The organism is Streptomyces sp. NPDC058239 (genome assembly GCF_042882185.1).
Classification (GTDB): Bacteria; Actinomycetota; Actinomycetes; order Streptomycetales; family Streptomycetaceae; genus Streptomyces.
Genome location: NZ_JBHVWS010000010.1, coordinates 111,571 through 133,954 on the forward strand (window position 1 = coordinate 111,571; position 22,384 = coordinate 133,954).

A 22,384-nucleotide genomic window follows, 5' to 3' on the forward strand; every position below is an offset into this window, starting at 1 on the left:
CGGGAGTGGCGGAGTGAGGCGTGGCTGATGCCATCGGCGGATGCCCGCCCCGCCCGCCCGTTGTCGCAGACGGTCGCCCCCGTCCGCCCGTTGTCAGTGGCTCGGGTCACACTGGACGCATGTGCCGCAGTATCAAGACCCTCCGCCCGCCCGCCCTCCCCGAAGAGGCCACCGAGGAGGAGATCCGGGCCGCCGCCCTGCAGTTCGTACGCAAGGTGTCCGGCTTCCGGGCTCCGGCCGCGCACAATCAGGAGGTGTTCGACCGGGCCGTCGGCGAGATCGCCGAGGCGACCGCCAGGCTGCTGGACGGTCTGGAGATACGGGGCGCCGTCAGGACGTCGTAGTGGCCGTCGCGGTCGATGCCTGGGCGGCCGCTTCCGCTGCCGGGCGCCGCATGACGTACGCGGCCAGGGCGCCCGCCACGAACAGGGCGAGGACCGAAATGGCTGTGCCCACCCAGGTCGCACCGAGCCACTGGGCGCCGAAGTAGCCGAGGCCGACGCTGTAACCGGCCCAGGCCACGCCCGCCAGGGCCGACCAGGGCAGGAAATCCTTCACCTTGCGATGCGCGGCGCCCGCGCCCAGGGAGACGACCGAGCGGCCGGCCGGGGCGAAGCGGGCAATGACGACGAGGACGCCGCCGCCCCGGGCCAGGGCGGTGCCGAGGCGTTCCTGCGCGGAGGTGAGGCGGCGGGAGCGGGCGATGGCCCGGTCCAGGCGTTCGCCGCCGCGCCAGGCCAGCCGGTACGCGACGAGGTCGCCGAGCACCGAGGCGGTGGCCGCGCACAGGATCAGGGCGAGGAGGGAGGGGACCTCGGGCACCTGCTCGGCGGCGCGCGTCGCGGAGGCCGCGCCTGCGACGGTCGTCGAACCGGCGGCGGCCGCCGTGGCGGCCGTGATCACCAGGACTCCGCTGGGCAGCACGGGCAGAAAGACGTCCAGGAGCACCGAGACGGCGACCACGGCGTAGATCCATGGGCTGCCGGTCAGCGCACCCACACTCTCAAGCACCTACTACTCCCCGATCCGGAACAACGCCGCGACGTCGCAGGGGAGCGGCAGGAGCGGCAGGGCCAGCTGTACAGCGTACGCCTGAGGCTCATCCGGTGATCTACAAATACGGACGATGTTGGAAAGCTCACGTACACCCAGAAATGGGAAGACCAGGTTCCGGGTGTACGTGAGGAACGGCCCGCGAGCGGAGGGGGCGGTCCCGTGCGGATCGGGCCGTGACGGCCGTCAGCAGGGCCGCCACTGCGGCCGTCAGACCGTTACGGCCGGTACCTGCTCGCGTGCGCGGTCCTGGCCGTCGCTCTCCGCGCCGCCCCGGCTGAACAGCCGGTCCAGGGCCAGCGCGCCGGGGCCGGTGAAGACCAGCAGGAGGAACACCCAGCAGAAGACGGCCGAGGGCTCGCCGCCGTTCTGCAGCGGGAAGAGCGCCTCGGGCTGGTGGACCTTGAAGTACGCGTACGCCATGGAGCCGGAGGAGATCAGGGCGGCGATGCGGGTGCCCAGGCCGAGCACCACCAGGCTGCCGCCGACGAGCTGGATGACCGCCGCGTACCAGCCGGGCCAGGTTCCGGCGGGTATGGAACCGCCGCCCATCGCGCCGCCGAGGACGCCGAAGAGAGAAGCGGCGCCGTGGCAGGCGAAGAGCAGGCCTACGACGATCCGGAACAGGCCGAGGGCATAGGGCTGAGCCTGATTCAGACGTGTGTGCATGGGGGGAGGGCTCCTTCGGTCTGGTGGGGACGTGAACCGATTGAGCGCCCAAGATTAGGGAAACCTCACCAATGCTTGCAAGTTCAACATTTGGTTGACTGGCTGAAAGTCGTCCCATGGTTGTCGGTCAGGAGGCGGTCCAGCACTGTCTCCAGCTGCACACCTTTCTTCGTTGCCTTGGCCTGAACCAATGTCAGCGCAGCTTTCCGGCCATGCAGGGTGAGTGTCATGAGCTGATTGCCGAACCATGGTCCGCCGGTCCTGTGCCAGTGGACCGGCGGTGTGCCCGTCCGCCCGTGCCGCGCCAGCAGCCTGCCGAGCCGCCGCCCCGCCCGGCTCCAGCCGAAGCGGAAGCCGGCCCTGAGCGGGCCGGGGATCGAGTTGTGCACAGGGGAGCAGGTCAGCTGAAGGACGCGTGCCTCGGGGGCGCCACCGGGCACCCCGGCCGGCCACGCGGGCTCCGCGATGTACGCGTGGTGCACATCGCCCGACAGCACGCATATCGATGCCGGGGCGTCCGGGCCCCGGCCCGCCTGCCGGATCAGCTCGGTCAGCTCCCGGAAGGAGTCGGGGAAGGCTGCCCAATGTTCCAGGTCGGAGCGTTGGCGCAGCTTCTCGCCGAAGCGTGCCCAGCGCCCCTCGGGCCCTCCGCGCTCGCCACGGCACAGCGCGGCGTTCCACTGCTCCGCGTCGTGGACGAGCGGCGGCAGGAGCCACGGCAGCGAAGTGCCGATCAGGAGATGGTCGTACGAACCGGGGTCGGCAAGGGCTTCCTCGCGCACCCAGCGCGCCTCTTCGGTGTCGAGCATCGACCGCCGCTGCTCGTCGAGCTCGCGGGCCGCGCGGGTGTCCACCATCAGCAGTCGTACTCGGCCGAAAACACGCCGGTAGCTCCAGCGCGTACGGGTCGGTTCGGCGTCCGCCCCGGCGGCGAAGCGGCGCAGCGTCTCGGTGCCGTCCGGGGTGGCGCGGACCGCGGCGTAGAGCGGGTCGGCGGTCAGTTCGGCGGGGGAGAGATTGCCGAGATGCTGATACACCCAGTACGACATCAGCCCGCTGACGATCCGTTCGTGCCACCAGTGGGTGGCACGGATGGCGGTGAGCCAGGCCTCACTGGTGTTCCAGTCATCTATGACGTCGTGATCGTCGAAGATCATGCAACTGGGGACGGTGGAGAGCAGCCAGCGCACCTCGGGGTCGCGCCACGACTCGTCGTAGAGGCAGGTGTAGTCCTCGTAGTCCGCCACCTGAGGGCCGGGCGGCTCGCGCAGATCGCGGCGTGCGGCGAGGCGGCGGCGGGTCGCCTGCGATGTCTCGTCCGCGTAGACCTGGTCGCCGAGGAGCAGCAGTACGTCGGGGCGTTCCGCGTCGGGGTCGCCGGCGAGATGGGTGGCAAGGGTGTCGAGGGCGTCCGGGCCGGCCGGGTCCGGCAGGTCCGCGCGCTGACCGGGGCCGCAGGAGAGGTCCCGCTCGCCGGCCGGGGGAGCCGCCCAGCGGCAGGAGCCGAAGACGGCCCGTACGGTCCGGTGGTCCGTCTCCTCGGCCAGGGGTGGGGTGGTGATGGTGCTCGGAGGGAAGCGGGAGTTCTCGGGCGGCCACACCCGTCGCTCGTCGAGCAGCACCTCGTACGCCGTGGTCGAGCCGGGCGTCAGGCCCGTCACCATGACCAGTGCGTAGTGATGACCGGCGACCGCGAACGTGCGGGAGGAGCCCGACGCGCCGTCCGCGCAACGGACTTCGGCCGTGCACGGCCGGTCCGCCTCGACCCAGACGGTGGCGGTCGAAGCGGTCTCCCAGTCGACGTACCGCAGCAGTGGTCCCAGCCGGAGCCCGGCCATGGTGTGCCCTCCTCGCGTCGTCCCGGTGTACGGGTACGGAGCCGTGCGGCGTGCACGGCTCCGTACGGTACGGAACGACGGGGGAGGGCGGGCCGGTTCCGCTCAGCGGGCCCCCGGCTCTTCGGTGAGTGGCTGGACGCGGTTGCCCGGCGCGGCCTTCGCCGTGTCGTTCAGCAGCTGTTCAGCAGCCGTTCAGGACGGACTGCAGGGCGCTCTTCTCGGCCGAGTCGACGCTCAGGTCGTAGTAGTGCTTCACATGCACCCAGGCGCGCACGTACGTGCACCGGTACGCGGTGCGCGAGGGCAGCCAACTGGCCGGGTCCTGGTCGCCCTTGGACTGGTTGACATTGTCGGTGACCGCGATCAGCTGGGGGCGCGTCAGGTCGTTGGCGTACGCCTGCCGTTGGGCGGTCGTCCAGCTGCTGGCGCCCGATCGCCAGGCCTCGGCGAGCGGGACCATGTGGTCGATGTCCAGATCGGATGCGGCGGTCCAGGTGGCTCCGTCGTACTCCGAGTACCAACTTCCGCCGACGGCTGCGCAGCTGGAGTCCTGCGTCACATTCGTTCCGTCCCGCTCCAGGACGACCTCGCGGGTGTTGCAGGCGCCCGACTGGGTGATCCAGTGCGGGAACTTGTCGCGACTGTAGCCGGTCGACGAGCCCTCCGCGGAGACTGTCAGCTCGCTCAGATAAGTGCGGGCGGTCGATGCCGAGACCGGGGTGGGCATGGCCGCCTGGGCGGTGGGGGCGGTGAGCAGTCCGGTGGTTGCGGCGAGGGCGGCGGATGCGGCGACGACAGCGATGCGACGCGCGTAGACACCTGACATGCGAACTCCCTTGATGTGGGGGGACCTTGGACGGGCGACCCGTGGGGCCCGGCCATCGTGGCGGCGCCAGGTTTCCGTGGGGTGGGCGCCAGGTAACAGAGTGGCGACATGGGCACGTCACATCAAGAGTTCTGACGAACGGGGCTGGGGCATTGGGGCGTACGTCCGCATCTGCGCGGGCGCACGTAGTGACGCACCGGCAATTCGGCTGTGCAGTGGTCCGGTTCGCGCAGGCAGCCCGAGCCTGGCCGGTCGTAGGGTTGCGGTGTGCTGCTACCGGTCAACATCACGCTCGGGGTCGTCCTGGCCCTGCTGCTCGTGGCGGCGGCCTCCGTCGCCGCCCTGGCCTCACTCGGCCGGTCGCGCGAGATCCTGCTGGCCGGGCTGCGGGCCGCGGTCCAACTCGCCGCGGTTTCCCTGCTCATCGGCTGGGTGGTCCGTTCGCTGCCGCCGCTGCTCGCGTTCGTGGCGCTGATGTACGCCGTGGCGGTACGCACCGCGGGCCGCCGGATCACCCGCAATCGCACCTGGTGGTGGGCGGCTCTGCCGATCGGGGCGGGGGTCGTGCCGGTGGTCGCCCTGCTGCTGCTCACCGGACTCGTCCCGGTCCGGGGCATCGCGCTGATCCCGGTGACCGGCATCCTCATCGGGGGTGCGCTGACCGCGACCGTGCTCGGCGGGCGGCGGGCGCTGGACGAGTTGACGACCCGGCGCGGGGAGGTGGAGGCGGGTATGGCGCTCGGGCTGCTCGACCGTGACGCGAGGCTGGAGATCGCCCGGCCCGCGGCGGCGGACGCGCTGCTGCCGGGGCTCGATCAGACGCGGACGGTGGGGCTCGTCACATTGCCGGGCGCCTTTGTGGGCATGCTGCTGGGCGGCGCCTCGCCGGTCCAGGCGGGGGCTGTGCAGCTGTTCGTGCTGGTGGCGCTCATAGCCGTACAGGCGGTGGCCGTCGCGACCGTGCTCGAACTGGTGGCACGGGGACGGCTGCACCGGGACTGAGGCTCGTCGGAGGTCGGCTGTCGCGGACCGAGGCCCGCCGGGGTCCGGCTATCGCGCGCTGATGTGCAGCCGGATCGAACCGTCGGCCGCCACTTCCACCCGGAGCTGGGTCAGGTCCTCGACGTGTGCGTCGGGCGAGAGCGCCGCGGCCCGCGGGCCGACGCCCACGACGCGCATGCCCGCCGCCCGGCCGGCCGCGATGCCCGCCTCCGAGTCCTCGAAGACGACACAGTCCGCCGGGGCGAACCCCAGCTCGGCCGCTCCCTTGAGGAAGCCCTCGGGGTCCGGCTTGCTTGCGCCGACGCTCTCGGCGGTGACGCGGGTGACCGGCATCCGAAGGCCGGACGCGGTCATCCGGGTCCGGGCCAGCGCCTCGTCGGCCGAGGTGACCAGGGCGTGCGGGAGCCCGGCGATCGCGTCCATGAAGGCGGGTGCGCCGGCGATCGGGACGACGCCGTCGGTGTCGGCGGTCTCCTCGGCGAGCATCACCCGGTTGTCCGCGTAGTTCTGCTCCATCGGGCGGTCCGGGAGGAGTACCGCCATGGTGGCGTACCCCTGCCGCCCGTGAACCACCTTGAGCGCGGCCTCCGGGTCGAGCCCCTCCCGCAGTGCCCAGCGTCGCCAGCAGCGCTCCACGACGGCGTCGGAGTTCACGAGGGTGCCGTCCATGTCCAGGAGCAATGCCTTGAAAACACCAATGGTCTCTGACCTGGGCAAGGGGGCCATCCTCTACGTGCGGCGTATTTGTTTCACCACGATACAAAGAGGAGTGCCGCTCTGGCCAATCCAGAGACATGCCGGAGCCGGTTCGGCGTGGCGCTACAGCCAATGGCGCGATCTTCCCGGTGTCCCATACGAGAGCTTCGCCTTCTGTTCGAGAGTGGGCTCCCACTTCCCTCGACATCCGGCGCAGCACCAGTCCCACCGTTCCGCTGCAGTCGGTGTGGTGCGGCTGGTGTCTCTCCACAGCGCAGGACGGTCGGGGCAGTGGGGGCATGGCGGCGGCCGATACACCACGTGGTCCTCCTGTATGGGGTCCTGGCCAGGGTGGCTCGGTCACTGGGGACGTGCAGTGCTCACCCGCTGAGGCCACCCGTTCGGGGGACCTGCGGCGGGAGTCATCGGGGCCGTGCGCTGGCGCAGCGGGGCCCGGCCCATACCTCGGTGTCGAGGTTGCGGGCTCCGAGCCGGTCGCGGATGAACCAGGCACTCACCGGGCCGAAGGTGAGGGGCTTCCTGCACCGGATGCAGGCACGGCCCATGGACTGGTCCCATGTCGGCTCGCCGGGCGCCGGGAGCGGCCGGGTCGGGGCGGTCACGACTGCTTGTTCTTGCACTGGTCGCACTCGCAGGCCGGGTACGCCGCGGACTGGTCCACGTCTTGAGCGGGGTGACCTCGACCTCCGGGCGGACGGCGCGCGTTCTGCCTTTGCGGTCGACCTCGTACACCTTGATCGGCATTGCCGTAAGTGGCGCCCGGCCCGAGCACCACGAAGAGGAACAGGTGCGCCGCCAAGCCTCCGTCACCGCCGCCGCGCTCGTTGCGGGACCGGTCGCGCCGCAGCACGTCGACCCTGCCCTGATCGACTGCTTCCAGCAGGAGTTGGAGGGCCACTACCGGGCGGAGCCGGAGGACCAGGTCGGCGCCCTCGGCCTGGTCCTCAACGCGCTCGTGCTGTCAAACACCCGCTGCATGGACGCAGCCGTCAACCAACTGCGCGCGGACGGGTTCGACGTCCGCGACGAGGACGGCGCCCGCCTTTCCCCGTTCGTCCTTCACCACATCAACATGCCGGGCCGGTACCCGTTCCACCTTCCGGACCTCCCCGGCGGTATGCGGCCCCTGCGTGACAAGGACGCCATCGACGAAGAATGAGGCCGCTCGGCGGGGTGTTCCGCATGGCGGTTCTCCGCGCCGGGGTCAGGGTGTGTGGTCGGGCCAGGGGATGTCGGTGGCAACCGCGGCGGCGTAGTCGATGCCCGGCACGGAGAATCCGTACAGGCGTTGGACTTCGGCGCGGAACCAGGCGAGGTCGGCGAGGTCGGCGATGGTGTCGGTAGTGGCGGCCTCCCAGCGTTCGGCGACGGCCGCCTGGACGTCGTCGGTGAGTTCCCAGTTGTCCAGGCGGATCCGGCCTTCGTCGTCCAGAGCGAGCGGAGCGGCACCGGTGAGCTGGTCCCACAGGGCGGCGAGCTGGTGCATCGGCGGGACCAGGTCCTTTCCGAGGACGCCGCGCAGCAGGCCGGTGTACAGGGCGATGCCGGGGATGGCGGTGGAGGACTGGGTGACGGCGGCGCCGTTGACGGAGGTCACGGCCCGCCCGCCCACCGTGTTGTCGAGCCGCTCGTTCAGGGTGCGGGCGGTGGCCTCCAAGTGGGCCTTGGCCGCGCCGATGGTGCCCTGCCGGTAGATCGCCGCTGTCAGCGGCGAGCCGATGTACGACAGCGCGGCGGTGGCGAAGCCGTCGGCGAGCAGGCCCCGACCGGCCAGGTGGTCGATCCAGCGTTCCCAGTCCGCGCCGCCCATCACGGCCACGGTCTGCTCGACATCGTCGCCCTCGGCCGGCCCGGTCTCGACCTCGCGGACCTCGGGAACGCCCTGGTCGTCGAAGAGGAGGGTCTTGGTGCGGTTCGCCCGGCCGATCGGCTTGAGGACGGAGGCGTATGTGGTGCCGGTGTCGGGGTCGGTGCGCCGGGGCGCGGCCACCGAGTAGATCAGGTAGTCCAGCCTGCCGCCGAAACGCTGCTCGATGAGGTCGGCGACCTGGTTCTTCATCGTGTCGGAGAACGCGTCGCCGTTGAGGAAGACCAGATCCCGCCCGGCGGTGCGGGCGATGTCGGCGGTGGCGGCGGTGCGGTACCAGCCGGCCGTAGCGGTACGCCGTTCGGTAGGGGCCTTCTCGAAGGAGACCATGATGCCGCGGATGCCGGCGCGCTTCAGTCCGGCGAGAGTGGCCGCGAGGCCGTATCCGGCCGAGGAGCCGATGATCAGAGCCACCGGCCCGGCGCCCTCCGGCACGCCGGCAGGGGCGGGACATGCCTGCCACATGTCGGCCACCAACTGCTCGCAGCCCGCCGGGTGGGAGTCGAGGAAGAGGAAGCCCCGGTTGCGGGGGGTGAGAACGCGCTCGCTCACGATTGCAGTCCTTGGTTCGGCTGGGACAAAGACGCGGCGACCAGCCGGGCCACCACGTCCTGCAAGTCTGCGACAGGACGGACACGGGCAGTGGCCCCGCCAGAGACAACGATCACGAGCCGGTCTTGGAGTGTTTCCACCACTTCCAGCAGAGCAAGAAGTGGCTGTGACCGGGCTCGGCATCACCGCGCAGCACTTCGCCCACACCCTCCCCCGATCCGCCACCGGGCGGGACGAAGCCCGGCCCGCCCTCAGCGCCGACTGTCGTCCGGGGCGAGCAGGCTGGTGAGCTCGGGGACGGCCTCCGGGGGACGACCTGAAGCATCGGCGGACGTTCTCCGGCTCCGTCCCACTGCGGCGAGTCGCACCCACCCTCCAACTGCCGTGCGACGATGCCGAGTAGGCGCTCTTCGGCGGCGGGCGTACAGGTCCCGCGTACCGGCGGAGAGGCCTTCGGCCATGCCCGGAGGGATCGGCGCGCGGGCACCCCCCCAGAGGTAGTTAGAGCCGCAACCTTTTAGGCGTCAGCTGGGGCTCCTCGTATGTTCAGTTGAAGCAGAAATCACGGAATGATAACGGAGCGTCTACGCCCGTAGATCGCCCTTGCGTACCCTGGCTCGGTGCGTACGCTGGAGTGGCCTAGCACGAAGCTTGGCGATCTTTCCATCCATAAGGAGAAAATAAGATGTGTCGTCAGTCACATGAGCGAAGTACCAATGGCGCTGCGCCTCTAGCAGAGTTTGACCTTTCGACCACCGTTTCCGAATCCACTACCTGTGTGAACCGCGGGGCGCCGAGCTGGGGCCGCCGTGTCAAGGTTGTAGCGGCCATTGCTGCATCTACCGCAGCGGTCGCCTTTTATCTCATTACTGGCATCCTCGCCGTCGACCGGGGATGCGAATCAGCGCACAATGTTCCTGCTGCTGAGACTATTTGCCACATTGCGGGTGTAGCGCCCGCCGAGCCAGATTCAACTATCAGGTAATTACCGACAATTGGGGGCCGCTCTTCCGGAGGAGCGGCCCCCTTCAGCAGCTGAGTGGGTAGGTGCTGCCGGGGTCGGGCGCTGCCGCGCCGGTCTCGGCGAGGGTCGCGGCGGCCTCGGCCTGCACGGCGGCGTCATCCCAACTCGGGTTGCTGGTGCTGACTTTGGGCGCAGTCGAAACGGGACCGGTCTGAGTGGCCGGCCGAGGGGCCCCGCGGTGGCCATCATGACGCGCCGGTCGGCCCATGGGTGCGTCACCTCCTCGCCGCGGCAGTCGGTGGTGGGCGATGCGCGTCGGTCGTGTGTCTCGCCTCTGTCACGATTGCGGCGCCGGCCCCAGGGGTGCGCACCGAGCCGCAGCATGATGGCGCCGTGGAGATCGCGAAACTCGTGCTGGAGTACGTCAAGACCCTTGCCTGGCCCTTGGTCGTGGTAGGGCTGGTCTGGGTCCTGCGTAGCCAAATCAAGGAAGCGCTCGGCCGACTGACGCGGGTTGAAACCCTTGCGGGAAGCGCCGAGTTCGCGGCAGAGGCGCGCAACGTGCTCGATGAGGCGGAGGGGCTGGTTCGCTCCAGCGCTTCTGGTGAGGTGAGGAACCCTCCCGTAGCAGTGCCTGCGCCTGATTCCGAGCCCGAGCCTGATTTCGGGCCCGAGCCTGGTCCTGAGCCGCGCCGCGTTGGCCGGCATGAGCCGCGGGATGAGCTTACGGTTTCCCGTGATGAAGTGACTCGGCGGTTGTTGGAGCTATTGAACGACGGCAATCAACGCTCTGATGCCGTGCAGGCCCTGCTGCGTCTTGCGCGGCCGGACGAACGTGAATTTCTGACTGCTCGGTGCGTCTCGCACGGTGACGCATTCACGGACGTGATGGCCATGGCGCCCGCGTCGCCCGTGAGTGCCGTAATCACCGCATGGACGAGGCTCGAATCGCTCTGCAAGGACCTGTTGAGGGAACATCGACTTGATGCCCCGTCGAGCCGCATGGGCCTCAGTCTGGACCTGGGGCTTGGTTTGCTGGGGCTTTCGGAAGAAGCGGTGGGTGTCTTCCTCCAGTTGAAGGGCTTGCGGGACCAGGCAGTCCAAAGACCGGAGACGGTAACGATCAGCGCTGCCCAAGACTTCGTGCGCAGCTGCCGAGCCGTTGCACATGAGGTCCAACGGCTCGGCTAGGCGCTGTTCTCGGGCACGCCGGGGTTGCCTCCAGCTCGCGGGCGATGCAGGGCGCGGGCTGTGAGGGCGGTGGCCGGTGCGGGCAGGCTCTCCAGGGCGCGGGGGGCGATGGCGCACGAAAGAGAACAAGCAGCCTCGCCCGCCGGTCAGGGAGTGGCGGGCAGAGGCTACTTTGTTCCATCACGATACAAAAACCTGTCCGGGAAAGCCAATCCCGTCCCGGGCGGGGGCGTCGGGCCGGGTGGTCAGGAGCGTCCCCGTCCCGTCGTCTCCGCCTCCAGGGCGCGTCGCGTGTTGGGTCCGTACACCCCCGACGGGTCGCCCTCGATGGACTTGTACGACTGGTAGACGCTTACGGCGTGCTCGACCTGGCCCGTGAAGTCGCCGTCGTCCCGCCCGTGGAACAGCCAGATCTCCTCCAGCCGGCGTTGCAGCTCGGCCACCGCGGGCCCCTGGTCGCCGCGGCGCAGCGTGGGACCGGCCAGTGAAGCGGGCGGTGCGGACGACGCCGGACGGCTCGCGTGCGGCGTGGACGCGGAGGGTGAGGCGGTGGCCGGCCGTGAGGCCGTGGATGCGGAGGGGGACGGCGAGGTGCTCGCCGAGGGGGACGCGGAGGGGGACGCGGACGGTGACGTGGGAGCCGGTCCGGAGGGCGCGGACGATGCGGAAGCCGATGCCGTCTCCTCCGCCGGGGCGCTCGCCACCGTGCTCGGCAGGGCCTGTTCCCCGTCGGTGTCCCCATTGCCGATTCCGTCGAACAGCCCGCCTGCGAACGCCGCCGTACCCACCACCGCGGCCACGGCCGCTCCTACGGCGAGTGCCGCGAAGGGCCGTCGGCGGCGCGGCTGAATGGGATCGTCGGCGGGTACGAACCCCGGTACTGCGAGGGTCGCAGTACCGGGGGCTTCGGCCGGCTCGACGGCGTCCGGCAGCGGACCTGCCGTCGCCGGGTCGAGAAGGAGCGGCATCGTCGTGGCCGCGTCCCCCGCCGGTCTGTGGTGCTGCTCGTCTTCTGCGGCCGGTGTCTCGTCGCCCCCCAGCGTCACGTACGGCCGGATCCGCAGCGGATCGAAGTCCTCCGCCGCCGCGATCTCCGCCAAGTCGGCCGCCGACCGTTCGGCCCGCTGCTGCTCGGCGGCCCGCCGTGCTGCCCGCTCCCCGCACGCGCATCCGGGACCGGCCCCGGGTCTTCCGCCCGGCCCCCGGTCCGGCCCCCCCGACCGGTCTTCCACCAGGTCTCTGTCTCTCGTCCGGTCTGCTGTCCATACCGCACTCCGGGCATACATGTCCGGTCATTGTGGATCCCTCCCCTTGAACTGCCTGCGTTTATGCAGCCCGCCGCCGGGATGCCCAATGCCGTACCGAATGCGGCACCCGGTATGAATCCCGCCGCGACACCCACTCAGGGCCCGTCCCCGCAGGTCCCGGCCCGGTCCCGCTCGGCAGGCCATAACCGTGCGGAACGGCCAGGATGGGGATGTAGCGGATCCGAGGAGATGTTCTATGGCCCAGCATCTGAGCCCTCCGGCCCCGGCCCCGGCCCCCGGTGAGGACCGCTCCACGCGGTCGGTCATGGTGGCCATCGGTGCGCTTCTTCTCGGCATGCTTCTGGCCGCGCTCGACCAGACCATCGTCTCCACCGCGCTGCCGACCATCGTCAGCGACCTCGGCGGTCTGGAACATCTTTCCTGGGTCGTCACGGCCTATCTGCTGGCGTCGACCGCCGCGACCCCGCTCTGGGGCAAGCTCGGCGACCAGTACGGGCGCAAGAAGCTCTTCCAGACCGCCATCGTCATCTTCCTCATCGGCTCGGCGCTCTGCGGCGTCGCCCAGAACATGCCGCAGCTCATCGGCTTCCGGGCCCTTCAGGGCCTCGGCGGAGGCGGCCTCATCGTGCTCTCGATGGCGATCGTCGGGGATATCGTCGCGCCGCGCGAACGAGGCAAGTACCAGGGCCTGTTCGGAGCGGTCTTCGGCGCGACAAGCGTCCTCGGACCGCTCCTCGGCGGCTTCTTCACCGAGCAACTCAGCTGGCGCTGGGTCTTCTACATCAACCTGCCGATCGGCGTCGTCGCGCTCCTCGTGATCGCCGCAGTGCTGCACATCCCGGTCCGCCGTGCGCAGCACACCATCGACTACCTCGGCACCTTCCTCATCGCCTCCGTCGCGACCTGTCTGGTCCTCGTCGCCTCGCTCGGCGGCACCACCTGGGCCTGGGGCTCTGCGCAGATCATCGGTCTCGCCGTCCTGAGCGTGCTGCTGCTGACCGCCTTCGTGCACGTGGAGCGCCGGGCAGCGGAGCCCGTCATTCCGCTGAAGCTGTTCCGGATCAGGACCTTCACCCTCGTCGCCGTCATCAGCTTCGTCGTGGGCTTCGCGATGTTCGGCGCGATGACCTATCTGCCGACCTTCCTGCAGGTGGTGCACAACATCACGCCGACGATGTCCGGCGTGCACATGCTCCCGATGGTGCTCGGTCTGCTCCTCACCTCGACCGTGTCCGGGCAGATCGTCAGTCGCACCGGCCGCTGGAAGGTCTTCCCGATCGCGGGCACCGGCATCACCGCGATCGGACTGCAGCTCCTGCACCGGCTCACGGAGACCAGCAGCACCCTGGAGATGAGCATCTACTTCTTCGTCTTCGGCGCCGGGCTCGGCCTGGTGATGCAGGTCCTGGTGCTGGTCGTGCAGAACGCCGTCACGTACGAGGATCTCGGCGTCGCCACGTCCGGAGCCACCTTCTTCCGCTCCATCGGTGCCTCGTTCGGTGTCGCAGTCTTCGGCACGATCTTCACGAACCGGCTCACCGACAAACTGGGCGCGGCGCTCGCCGGCCGCTCCCTGCCCCCGGGGGTCAGTGCCCAGGGGCTGGCCGCCGACCCGCGCGCCATCGGCCAGCTGCCGCCCGGGCTGCGGCCCTCGGTGCTCCACGCGTACTCGACCTCGATCACCGATGTGTTCGTGTACGCGGCACCCGTCGTCCTGGTCGCCTTCGTCTTCGCCTGGTTCCTCAAGGAGGACAAGCTGCGCGGCTCGGTGACCGCACCGGAGCCCACCGAGACCCTGGCGTCGAACCCGGTCGAGCGGTCCTCGTACGACGAATGCGCCCGGGCCCTCTCGGTGCTCGCCACCCGCGCGGGGCGCCGCAAGGTCTACGAGGAGATCACCAAGAGGGCGGGATACGACCTGCTGCCCGCGGCGAGCTGGATGCTGCTGCGCATAGCCCGGCACGGCACGGTCGAACCGGTCATGCTCGCCGAGGCCGCCCCGGTGCCGCTACGGGTGGTCACCGAGGCGGCGCGTCAGCTGGAGGAGCGCGGACTGGTCCGGCGCGAAGGGGTGCAGCTGGTGCTCACCGAGGCCGGCGCGGAAGTGGTGGTGAAGCTTGCGGAGGCCCGTGAGGAATCGATGGCCGAGCTGCTGGGCGACTGGTGGGGGCCGGAACGGCCGACGGACCTGGTGAAACTCGTGGCGGAGCTGACCGCCGAGACGAACGGGTCGAGCAAGGAGCGGCCGCACGGCCCCGAGCCGATGCGGGACCACGCGGCCAGACCCGGGTGAGCCGCTTCGCGGACACCTCCTGCGCCTCCTGCGAACTCCTGCACCCGTCACAGCTCCTTGGCGAACCAGTGCTCCGCGTACTGCCGCCGGTGGAACGCCGGAACCTCCTGATAGCCGTGCTTGGTGTACAGCCCCCGTGCCTCGACCAGGTCATTGCGGGTGTCGAGCCTGACCGTGCGTACGCCGAAGGCGCGCGCCGCGCTCTCGACGGCCGCCAGGAGCAGCCCGCCGCCGCCCGTACCGCGGTGTTCGGGGCGTACGAACACCCGGGTCAGCTCCGCGATGTCCGCGTCCACCACCAGCAGCCCGGCGCAGGCCGCCGGCTTCCCCTCGAACCGGCCGACGACGAATTGGCCGGTGGGCGGGGTGAGCCGGTCGGCGCCGTCGTCGGTGAGCCCCTCGTCGATCTCCTCGGCGGTCGCGGGCCGCCCCCAGTAGCGGCTGGCGACCTCGTCGTAATAGTCGCGACGCAGCCACGCGGCGTCGGGGGAGTCGAAGGGTTCGGGGGTCACGGTCCAGGGCATGCCGGTCATTCTGACTTGGGCATGCTCGCAGGAGCGAATGGATTAGCGGGATCGGCCAGGAGGAGCGAACGGATCGGTGGAGACGGCGCTTCACTCCACACGCAAGCGTTCGGATTGCGGCAAGCGGCGCTCACCCCAGCGGCGGCGGAACCACGACCGGCGGCGGAGGCACCACCGGCCGGTGCCGTCGGACCCGCAGCACCAGCAGCACCACCGCAGCCGCCACCAGCACGGCCCCGAGCAGCGACAGCACCCAGGCGGGGACACCACCCACGGTCAGCAGCCTGTCCGTGTACACCATGGTCCGGTACGGGGTGTCGGCCCCGGCCGCGCGCAGTTCGTGATCGCCGTTGATCCGCTCCGGGCGCGGGAACGACTGCTCGATCGCGGTGACGAACACCGGCTTCCCGCCCGTCACCGCCTCCAGCGCCCCGGTGTCGTCCCGTACCGACCGGGGGTCGATCCTGCCCGCGTACGTCACTTGCGGCGCGTTGCCGCCGATCGCGTCGCGCGGCTCCATCCGATGCGCGGCCAGGACGTACAGGCCCAGCTGCTGCGGCGTCGAGGCGAGCTTCGACAGCCGCATCGGGTAGACCAGCCGGTCGCTGGCGAAGCGCAGCCGCAGCGGATCGAGGTCGCCGCCGAGGGGACTGTTCCTGTCCCGGGGAGCGAGGCGGATCGCGACGTACTCCCACTTCTGGTCGACATAGGGCTTCAGCGCCGTCGCCAGCCGGTCGGGCAGCTCGAAGCCGTTGTCCTGCAGCCATTGCTGCAGCGCCTCGGGGTCGGTCGCGGCCAGCCGCGCCACATCGAACGGGCCGAGCCGCTCCCGGCCCACCACCTCGACCGGCGGCGCGGCGCTCGAAGGGGCCCCGGCTCCGTCCGCGCTGTTGCCCGAACCGGCGAACGGCCAGTCGTCGGAGTGCGGCCAGAAGTAGTGCCTGGTCTCCTGCACCGGCGCGGTGAGGGTGGCGAGCTCGGAGAAGAGCGACGGATCACCGAGCTCCACGGTCGCCCGGTGCGGCACCGGCATGATCCAGGCAGCCTCGGGGGCATCCCCGCGGACCGTGAGCCGCATGACGATCTGCTCGGTACGGCCGTCCCAGTCCACCACCGACGTCTCCCGGTCGACCGAGACCTGGCTCGCCCTGCTCGGGACCATCGCCCCGCAGCCACAGGCGTACGCCGGGCTGATCAGCGACCCCAGCTGCAGCGACACCAGCATCAGCAGCAGTGACAGCGCACGCACCACCCATCCGCGCCCCTCACCCCGCACACTCCGCATCCCCCCTGCGTACCGCATGTCCCGTCTTCCTCCCCCGCGATCGACGAACACGGGGGAGGACGTGGGAACCATCGGTCCGGTTCCGGCGCCGAGGCCCGGCCCGACAGGTCCTTCGGTCGTTCTTTCGGAAAAAAAGGATGGTGACAGTCAGGCGAAGAGGGGGTTGATTGTGTCTACCTCATGACGCAATGCGATGGTTTCACAGCATGCCCGGGTCGAGGGACGGGCACGGAAACGGCGGGAGGGCCGGCGCAACGTGGCGAATGCGGAGCACAGTGTGCGCGGAAATGCGGCGACGGGGTCGAGGACCGGGGCTGCCCGGGCTCTGCTCTGGCTGGTTGTGGCCGCACTGGCCGTACGGCAGATGGCGGTGGTGCTACGGCAGCCGCCGGGCGAACGCCTCACCGATCTGGAGACCTGGATCGGTGAGAACGGTGTCCTGCATGTGACGGGCTCGCTGTACGACAGCGACCGGTTCACCGGCACCCCGTTCGCCGGGCTCGTGCTGAAGCCACTGACCCGGACCGCCGAACAGAGCCTGGGCGTCGCCTGGACCTTCGGTTCACTGCTGCTCGTCGCCGCCCTCGGCATCGTCGCCGCCCGCGCGCTGCCCGGCCCGGTCACCCGCCGCACCTCACTGCTGGCCGCCCCCGTCGCGATCAGCCTGCTGATGCTCTCCCTGCCGGTCCGAAACGCACTCAACCTGGGGCAGACCAGCATCCTGCCGGTCCTGCTGGTGCTGCTGGCCTGTTTCGCGGTCCGGGGGGAACGCGCCTCGGGCCTTCTGATCGGGCTCGCGGCCGCGCTCCAGCCGACCGTGCTGCTCTTCGCGGTCCTGCTCTGGTTCACCGGCCGCCGACAGACGGCGGTGACCGGCGGCACCGCGTTCGCCGCCTGCACCGCGCTTGCCTGGGCCGCGATGCCGCACGACTCGTGGACCTACTGGGTGCACCATGTCGCGGGCGCCGGGCTCGGCGACAACGCGGACAGCCTGGCCAACCAGTCCCTGCACGGCGCGCTGCTCCGATTCGGCCTGGAGGGCCCGCTCGAGATCGCGCTGTTCGTGGTGCTGGCGGCCGCCGTCTGCTGCCTCGGACTGCGCCGCGCCGTACGGTACGCGCGTGACGGGCAACTGCTGCTCGCCGTCGCCGTGACCGGCTGCGTCGCCGTCGCCGTCTCACCCACCGCCTGGCAGCACCAGTTGCTGTGGGTGCTGCTCGCCGTGGTCGGCCGGGTCGGCAAGCGGGCCTCCGACCGGCTCGTGTGGCCGGCGGTCGTGGTGCTCGTGCTCACACTGCCGGGGAAGATGCTGCTGCCGAACGTGGCGGTGGTCTTCCCCATACGCGACAACGTGCTGCTGATCGCGGCCCTCGGCGCGGCCTGCGCCGCACCGTTCCTGCCGCGCACCTCGCCGTACTGGCAACAGCCGATCCCCACGGACTACGCGGTCCCGGTCACGGCCCGCTGGAGCCGCATCCCCCTGCTGCCGTTCTGGCGACGGGTGCTCAGCCGGCCCAATCTGCTGCTGGAACTGCTCCTGATCAGGGTCGTCTACTCCGCGTACTCACATGTCAGGCTCGCGGCGACGGCAGGCCGCGCCACCGCCGAACACCACGGCCGGCAGATCCACTCCCTCGAACAGTGGCTGCACATCGACATCGAGCACTGGGTCAACCACGCGGTCGTCCAGGTCACCTGGCTGAGGCACTTCTTCGACTTCTACTACTCGACGTTCCACTTCATCGCACCGGTGGCGATCCTCGGTGTGCTGTACGTACGACGCCCCGCGGACTACCGCTGGGCACGCAGCTCCATCGGCTTCGCCACGATCCTCGCGCTGGTCGGCTTCTGGCTCTACCCGCTGGCCCCGCCGCGGCTGATGCCGGGGCTCGGCTTCGTGGACACGGTCCATGGCATGCAGGACTTCGCGAAGCCGGACTACGGATCGCTGACCGCGATGACCAATCAGTACGCGGCGATGCCCTCGCTGCACTTCGGCTGGTCGCTCTGGTGCGGTGTGGTCATCGTCATGCTGGCCCCGAAGATGTGGATGAAGGCGCTGGGGCTGCTGCACCCGCTGTTCACGGTCTCCGCGATTGTGGCCACGGCCAATCACTGGGTGCTGGACGCGGTGGGTGGCGCGGCCGTCGTCGCGCTCGGCTTCGGGCTGACCTACGTACTGTCGGGGCCGCGGAGGCTGCGGCTGCCGGCCGTGCCTGCGGCGGCGAAACCGCAGGACGGGATCGCGGTGTCGGTGTCGGTGCCGGTTCCGAGGTCGACCGACGATGCGGTGAGCAGCAAGCAGCACTAGTGGCACGGAGCCCGTGAGGGGCCGAAGGGGTGCCGGAACGAACACATCGTCCCGGCACCCCTTCGGCATGGATCGCCGCCTGACCAGCATCCGCCCATCGGCATCGGTCCGCCACTCGAACGGCTCAAAGGCCGGTCGTCCCGAGCGCCCAGGTGGCGAAGGACAGCGTGGCCATGGACACCACCGTCGAGGCCACCACGGAGTTGCGGGCCACGCGGGTGTCCAGGCCGTACTGCTGGGCGTAGATGAAGGCGTTCTGAGCGGTCGGCAGCGCGGAGCAGAGCACGACGGCCATCAACTGGTGGTCCGGCAGATGCAACAGCGGGCCGCCGACGACGAAGGCGATCAGGGGCTGGGCCAACGTCTTGAGAGCGACCGTCACAACGACCTCCGCACGCCATGTACGCACCGTGGACCCGGCGGGCCCCGTGTGCTCCGTCGTCCCGTCCGCCGCCGGACGGCCGTTCAGGGACAGGCCCAGCGTGATCAGGGCCGTCGGCACGGCGGCTGCGCCGAGCAGGTCGCAGGAGTGGGCGAGGGCGTGCGGAAGCCGCAGCCCGAGCGCGGAGACGACGACACCCAGCAACGAGGCCATGATGATGGGGTTGCGGACCGGCATGGTCAGCATCCGCCGGACCACGATGCCCTTTCCGGAGCCCGTGCCCGTGCCCGTGTCCAGCAGCGTGAGGATCACCGGGGAGACCAACAGCACCTGGAACAGGATGATCTGGGCGACGAACGACGCGTCGCCGAGCACTTGGACCGCCACCGGAATACCGAGATTCGCGGAGTTGACGTAGCCGGACGCCATGCTGCCGATCGCCCGGTCGGCCGTGCCGCGGCCGAAGAGCCGGCCGGCCGCCACGAAGCCGAGACCGCAGACCAGCGCCGTACCCGCCGCGAAGGCCACCATCGAGGAATTGGCGAAGGCGTCCAACTGCGCCCCGGAAACCATGGTGAACAGGGCGGCGGGCATGGCCACATGGAAGACGAACCGGCCGAGCACGGCTTCCGCCTGTTCGCCGAGGAGACCGCTGCGGCCGACCGCGTAACCGATGGCCGTGAGCGTCCAGATGGGGGCGAAGGCGGAGAACAGGGCGTGCATGCCCGCCATCATCCTCGCGCTGTTGTTCGCTTATCGCGCGGGGGTTCGGGCAAGGGTGCGGGATTGGTCGGTACGGACGGCGGGGGCCGGGGCGTGAGGGGGAGGCCCCCGCCGTCCGTAGCTGCCGGAAGCGGTCAGCTCCCGGTGGTACCGACGCCCGCGGCGCTCGCGGTGGTGCTGACCTGAAGCTGCTTGATCCCGTTGAGCCATGCCGAGCGCAGCCGCCGCGGGTCGCCGACCAGCCGAAGGTCCGGCAGCACATCCGCGATCGCGTTGAAGATCAGGTTGATCTCCATCACGGCAAGGGACTTGCCGAGGCAGAAGTGCGGACCGCCGCCGCCGAAGCCGAGGTGGGGGTTGGGATCGCGGGAGATGTCGAAGGTCTCCGGGTTCTCGAAGACCTCGGGGTCGTTATTGGCCGAGGAGTAGAACAGCCCGACCCTGTCGCCCTTCTTGATCTGCTGCCCTCCCAGTTCGACGTCCTGAGTGGCCGTCCGCTGGAAGGAGACCACGGGGGTGGCCCAGCGGACGATCTCCTCGGCGGTTGTCTCCGGCCGCTCGCGCTTGTAGAGCTCCCACTCATCGGGGTGGGTGAGGAAGGCGTGCATACCGTGGCTGATGGCGTTGCGGGTGGTCTCGTTCCCGGCGACGGCGAGCAGGATCACGAAGAAGCCGAACTCGTCGGAGGAGAGGTTCCCTTCGCCCTCCGCGGCGACCAGTTGGGAGACGATGTCCTTGGCCGGGCACTCCTTGCGGGCGGCCGCCAGATTCATCGAGTACGAGACGATCTCCATGGCCGCCTCGGTGCCGACCTCCTCGGTGATCGCGTACTCGGGATCGTCGTACGCGGCCATCTTGTTGGACCAGTCGAAGATCCTGGACCGGTCCTCCTGCGGTACGCCGATGAGCTCCGCGATGGCCTGGAGCGGCAGTTCGACGGCGATGTTGGTGACGAAGTCGAACGAACCGTCGTCGCCCGCGGCGGCGAGAGCGGTCTCGACGATCTGGCGGGCGCGGGCGCGAAGGGCCTGCTCCAGGGAGCGTATCGCCCGGGGTGTGAACCCCCGCTGGACGATCTGCCGGAACCGGGTGTGCTCGGGCGGGTCCATGTTCAGCATGATCAGCTTCTGGACCTCGATCTGGTCGCGGCTGATCGACTCGTTGAACCGGATGACCGCGGTGTTGGTGTTCGAGGAGAACAGCTCGGGATGGGTGGAGACGTACTTGACGTCCGCGTGCCGGGTGACGACCCAGTAGCCCTCGTCGTCGAAACCGGAGATGCCGGCCGGCTGGGTGCACCACCAGACCGGTGCGGTCTGCCGCATCTGTGCGAACTCCGGGTGCGGAATGCGGGCTTGGAGCAGATCGGGATCGGTGAAGTCGAACCCTTCGGGCAGATGGGGGCAGGGCATCGGCAACTCCAGGTCGGGCCGAGAGTCGCCCGAACGATGTCTGACGACCCATCAGAAGTTGCCCGAAAGGTAGTAACGAGTTCTACAACTGGCAAGAGGGGTGGCCCGATCTGTTGCGTGAAGAGTGAGTGAGGCAGGTATGAAGCGGGCGCAAGGTGCGTGCAAGACCCTTGCGTACCGGGGGTAAGCCCAACAAGACTGCCTACAAGAACTAGAACGCGTACTAGTTCCACTCCGCGGGCGCCGGGACGCCCCTGCGGAAGTGCGAGGAGAGGACGAGCTCATGGCCGCGGAACCCGTCATCGTCGAAGCCGTACGCACCCCCATCGGCAAGCGCGGAGGCGCGCTCGCCAACCTGCACCCCGCCTATCTGCTGGGCGAGACCTACCGAGAACTCCTCGGCCGCACCGGCATCCACGCCGACTGCGTCGAACAGATCGTCGGCGGTACGGTCACCCACGCCGGCGAGCAGTCCATGAACCCGGCCCGCAACGCCTGGCTCACCGTGGGCCTTCCGTACGAGACCGCCGCCACCACCGTGGACTGTCAGTGCGGCTCCTCGCAGCAGGCATCCCACATGGTCGCCAACATGGTCGCGGCCGGAGTGATCGACATCGGCATCAGCTGCGGTGTCGAGGCCATGTCGAGGGTGCCGCTGGGCAGCGGATCCAAGCACGGACCGGGCAAGCCCTGGCCCGACGAGTGGAACGTCGACCTGCCCAACCAGTTCGAGGCGGCCGAGCGCATCGCCCGCAACCGCGGACTCACCCGGGAGAACGTCGACTCGCTCGGGTTGATCTCGCAGGAGCGGGCCGCCGTCGCCTGGGCGGAGGAACGGTTCAAACGGGAGACGTACGCGGTCCAGGTTCCGACCACCGAGGAGGAGCAGGCGGCCGGGCAGGGCATGTGGCGTCTGGTCGACCGGGACGAGGGGCTGCGGGACACCACGATGGAGGGGCTCGGACGGCTCAAGCCGGTCATGCCCACCGCGATCCACACCGCGGGCAACTCCTCGCAGATATCCGACGGCGCCTGCGCGATCATGTGGGCGTCCAAGCGGATGGCGCGCGCGCTCAAGCTCAAGCCGCGCGCCCGGATCGTCGCGCAGGCACTGGTCGGCGCCGACCCGCACTTCCACCTCGACGGACCGATCGACGCGACCCGCGCGGTGCTCGGCAAGGCCGGGATGTCGCTCAAGGACATCGACATCGTCGAGATCAACGAGGCTTTCGCATCGGTGGTGCTGAGCTGGACCCAGGTCTTCGAGCAGGACCTCGAAAAGGTCAACGTCAACGGCGGAGCCATCGCGCTGGGCCACCCGGTGGGCGCCACCGGGGCCCGGTTGATCACCACGGCCCTGCATGAACTGGAGCGCCGCGACAAGGAGTTCGCGCTGATCACGATGTGCGCGGGCGGAGCGCTGGCGACGGGCACGATCATTCAGCGGCTGTAAGACCGACCGGCAAATGGGGGGCGGCGTCGCGGGGTCGGGCACGCACATCTGCGG

19 protein-coding genes are annotated in these 22,384 nt (G+C 69.9%); 7 read left to right on the forward strand and 12 right to left on the reverse strand.

Translation table 11 applies throughout. The features are described 5' to 3' along the window. Positions 1–119: 119 nt before the first annotated feature. On the forward strand, positions 120–344 hold the full coding sequence (locus ACFVYE_RS14715; RefSeq protein WP_383963656.1) for a DUF2277 domain-containing protein: 225 nt from the start codon (positions 120–122) through the stop codon (positions 342–344). Here the strand turns inward: ACFVYE_RS14715 and ACFVYE_RS14720 are convergent. From ACFVYE_RS14720 to ACFVYE_RS14735, 4 genes are all read right to left on the reverse strand, one after another. Next, positions 331–1,011 (reverse strand): DedA family protein, encoded by a 681-nt coding sequence (locus ACFVYE_RS14720; protein ID WP_383963653.1) that lies wholly within the window; start codon positions 1,009–1,011, stop codon positions 331–333. The genes ACFVYE_RS14715 and ACFVYE_RS14720 overlap by 14 nt on opposite strands. Positions 1,012–1,263: 252 nt before the next feature. Continuing rightward, positions 1,264–1,722: a DoxX family protein gene (locus ACFVYE_RS14725; RefSeq protein WP_383963650.1), complete on the reverse strand. Its 459-nt coding sequence runs from the start codon at positions 1,720–1,722 to the stop codon at positions 1,264–1,266. An 83-nt stretch (positions 1,723–1,805) separates the two neighbouring features. Continuing rightward, complete coding sequence (locus ACFVYE_RS14730) at positions 1,806–3,560, reverse strand: alkaline phosphatase D family protein (protein WP_383963647.1); 1,755 nt, start codon at positions 3,558–3,560, stop codon at positions 1,806–1,808. A 181-nt stretch (positions 3,561–3,741) separates the two neighbouring features. Beyond that, positions 3,742–4,386 carry an HNH endonuclease family protein gene (locus tag ACFVYE_RS14735; protein WP_383963644.1) on the reverse strand — a complete coding sequence of 215 codons (645 nt, stop codon included), beginning with the start codon at positions 4,384–4,386 and terminating at the stop codon, positions 3,742–3,744. A 267-nt stretch (positions 4,387–4,653) separates the two neighbouring features. Between ACFVYE_RS14735 and ACFVYE_RS14740 the strand changes: the two genes are divergently transcribed. Then, complete coding sequence (locus ACFVYE_RS14740) at positions 4,654–5,388, forward strand: ABC transporter permease (RefSeq protein ID WP_383963641.1); 735 nt, start codon at positions 4,654–4,656, stop codon at positions 5,386–5,388. A gap of 48 nt (positions 5,389–5,436) precedes the next feature. On the opposite strand, the gene ACFVYE_RS14745 is transcribed toward ACFVYE_RS14740, so the two are convergent. Both ACFVYE_RS14745 and ACFVYE_RS14750 read right to left on the reverse strand, forming a co-directional pair. Further along, positions 5,437–6,105, reverse strand: a complete 669-nt coding sequence (locus ACFVYE_RS14745; RefSeq protein ID WP_389605735.1) for an HAD-IA family hydrolase — start codon at positions 6,103–6,105, stop codon at positions 5,437–5,439. A 401-nt stretch (positions 6,106–6,506) separates the two neighbouring features. Beyond that, the gene (locus ACFVYE_RS14750; protein ID WP_389605812.1) at positions 6,507–6,707 is read right to left on the reverse strand and encodes a hypothetical protein; all 201 of its coding nucleotides are present in this window, start codon (positions 6,705–6,707) and stop codon (positions 6,507–6,509) included. Between ACFVYE_RS14750 and ACFVYE_RS14755 the strand changes: the two genes are divergently transcribed. Continuing rightward, the gene (locus tag ACFVYE_RS14755) at positions 6,662–7,264 is read left to right on the forward strand and encodes a Tn3 family transposase (protein ID WP_389605737.1); all 603 of its coding nucleotides are present in this window, start codon (positions 6,662–6,664) and stop codon (positions 7,262–7,264) included. The genes ACFVYE_RS14750 and ACFVYE_RS14755 overlap by 46 nt on opposite strands. A gap of 45 nt (positions 7,265–7,309) precedes the next feature. Here ACFVYE_RS14755 and fabV read toward each other — a convergent pair whose 3' ends face one another. After that, a complete protein-coding gene (gene fabV / locus ACFVYE_RS14760; protein ID WP_389605739.1) occupies positions 7,310–8,524 on the reverse strand; it encodes an enoyl-[acyl-carrier-protein] reductase FabV in 1,215 nt (404 codons plus the stop codon). 1,357 nt (positions 8,525–9,881) lie between these two features. Between fabV and ACFVYE_RS14765 the strand changes: the two genes are divergently transcribed. Then, positions 9,882–10,679: a hypothetical protein gene (locus ACFVYE_RS14765; RefSeq protein ID WP_389605741.1), complete on the forward strand. Its 798-nt coding sequence runs from the start codon at positions 9,882–9,884 to the stop codon at positions 10,677–10,679. A gap of 245 nt (positions 10,680–10,924) precedes the next feature. On the opposite strand, the gene ACFVYE_RS14770 is transcribed toward ACFVYE_RS14765, so the two are convergent. After that, entirely contained in the window at positions 10,925–11,779 is an 855-nt protein-coding gene (locus ACFVYE_RS14770; RefSeq protein ID WP_389605743.1) for a peptidoglycan-binding protein, read from the reverse strand. Positions 11,780–12,182: 403 nt separating this feature from the next. Between ACFVYE_RS14770 and ACFVYE_RS14775 the strand changes: the two genes are divergently transcribed. Continuing rightward, a complete protein-coding gene (locus tag ACFVYE_RS14775) occupies positions 12,183–14,240 on the forward strand; it encodes an MFS transporter (protein ID WP_383963623.1) in 2,058 nt (685 codons plus the stop codon). A 47-nt stretch (positions 14,241–14,287) separates the two neighbouring features. Here the strand turns inward: ACFVYE_RS14775 and ACFVYE_RS14780 are convergent, their stop codons facing one another. Continuing rightward, entirely contained in the window at positions 14,288–14,764 is a 477-nt protein-coding gene (locus tag ACFVYE_RS14780; RefSeq protein ID WP_383963620.1) for a GNAT family N-acetyltransferase, read from the reverse strand. A gap of 130 nt (positions 14,765–14,894) precedes the next feature. Further along, on the reverse strand, positions 14,895–15,989 hold the full coding sequence (locus ACFVYE_RS14785; protein ID WP_383963736.1) for a DUF2330 domain-containing protein: 1,095 nt from the start codon (positions 15,987–15,989) through the stop codon (positions 14,895–14,897). A gap of 385 nt (positions 15,990–16,374) precedes the next feature. On the opposite strand from ACFVYE_RS14785, the gene ACFVYE_RS14790 reads away from it, so the two are divergent. Then, complete coding sequence (locus tag ACFVYE_RS14790; RefSeq protein WP_389605809.1) at positions 16,375–18,360, forward strand: bifunctional glycosyltransferase 87/phosphatase PAP2 family protein; 1,986 nt, start codon at positions 16,375–16,377, stop codon at positions 18,358–18,360. Positions 18,361–18,484: 124 nt separating this feature from the next. On the opposite strand, the gene ACFVYE_RS14795 is transcribed toward ACFVYE_RS14790, so the two are convergent. Then, on the reverse strand, positions 18,485–19,465 hold the full coding sequence (locus tag ACFVYE_RS14795) for an AEC family transporter (RefSeq protein ID WP_383963617.1): 981 nt from the start codon (positions 19,463–19,465) through the stop codon (positions 18,485–18,487). Between the two features lie 134 nt (positions 19,466–19,599). Next, positions 19,600–20,877: a cytochrome P450 gene (locus tag ACFVYE_RS14800; RefSeq protein ID WP_389605746.1), complete on the reverse strand. Its 1,278-nt coding sequence runs from the start codon at positions 20,875–20,877 to the stop codon at positions 19,600–19,602. 283 nt (positions 20,878–21,160) lie between these two features. Here ACFVYE_RS14800 and ACFVYE_RS14805 point away from each other — a divergent pair, with 283 nt between their 5' ends. Beyond that, on the forward strand, positions 21,161–22,330 hold the full coding sequence (locus tag ACFVYE_RS14805; protein ID WP_383979641.1) for a steroid 3-ketoacyl-CoA thiolase: 1,170 nt from the start codon (positions 21,161–21,163) through the stop codon (positions 22,328–22,330). The last annotated feature ends 54 nt before the right edge of the window (positions 22,331–22,384 follow it).

Excerpts from the sequence above, each read along its gene's own strand:
- ACFVYE_RS14785 (WP_383963736.1), bottom strand. The coding sequence starts at position 15,989 with ATGCTGGTGTCGCTGCAGCTGGGGTCGCTGATCAGCCCGGCGTACGCC.
- ACFVYE_RS14730 (WP_383963647.1), bottom strand. The coding sequence starts at position 3,560 with ATGGCCGGGCTCCGGCTGGGACCACTGCTGCGGTACGTCGACTGGGAG.
- ACFVYE_RS14775 (WP_383963623.1), top strand. The coding sequence starts at position 12,183 with ATGGCCCAGCATCTGAGCCCTCCGGCCCCGGCCCCGGCCCCCGGTGAG.
- ACFVYE_RS14715 (WP_383963656.1), top strand. The coding sequence starts at position 120 with ATGTGCCGCAGTATCAAGACCCTCCGCCCGCCCGCCCTCCCCGAAGAG.
- ACFVYE_RS14805 (WP_383979641.1), top strand. The coding sequence starts at position 21,161 with ATGGCCGCGGAACCCGTCATCGTCGAAGCCGTACGCACCCCCATCGGC.
- ACFVYE_RS14780 (WP_383963620.1), bottom strand. The coding sequence starts at position 14,764 with ATGCCCTGGACCGTGACCCCCGAACCCTTCGACTCCCCCGACGCCGCG.
- ACFVYE_RS14755 (WP_389605737.1), top strand. The coding sequence starts at position 6,662 with ATGTCGGCTCGCCGGGCGCCGGGAGCGGCCGGGTCGGGGCGGTCACGA.
- ACFVYE_RS14800 (WP_389605746.1), bottom strand. The coding sequence starts at position 20,877 with ATGCCCTGCCCCCATCTGCCCGAAGGGTTCGACTTCACCGATCCCGAT.
- ACFVYE_RS14795 (WP_383963617.1), bottom strand. The coding sequence starts at position 19,465 with ATGCACGCCCTGTTCTCCGCCTTCGCCCCCATCTGGACGCTCACGGCC.
- ACFVYE_RS14735 (WP_383963644.1), bottom strand. The coding sequence starts at position 4,386 with ATGTCAGGTGTCTACGCGCGTCGCATCGCTGTCGTCGCCGCATCCGCC.
- ACFVYE_RS14725 (WP_383963650.1), bottom strand. The coding sequence starts at position 1,722 with ATGCACACACGTCTGAATCAGGCTCAGCCCTATGCCCTCGGCCTGTTC.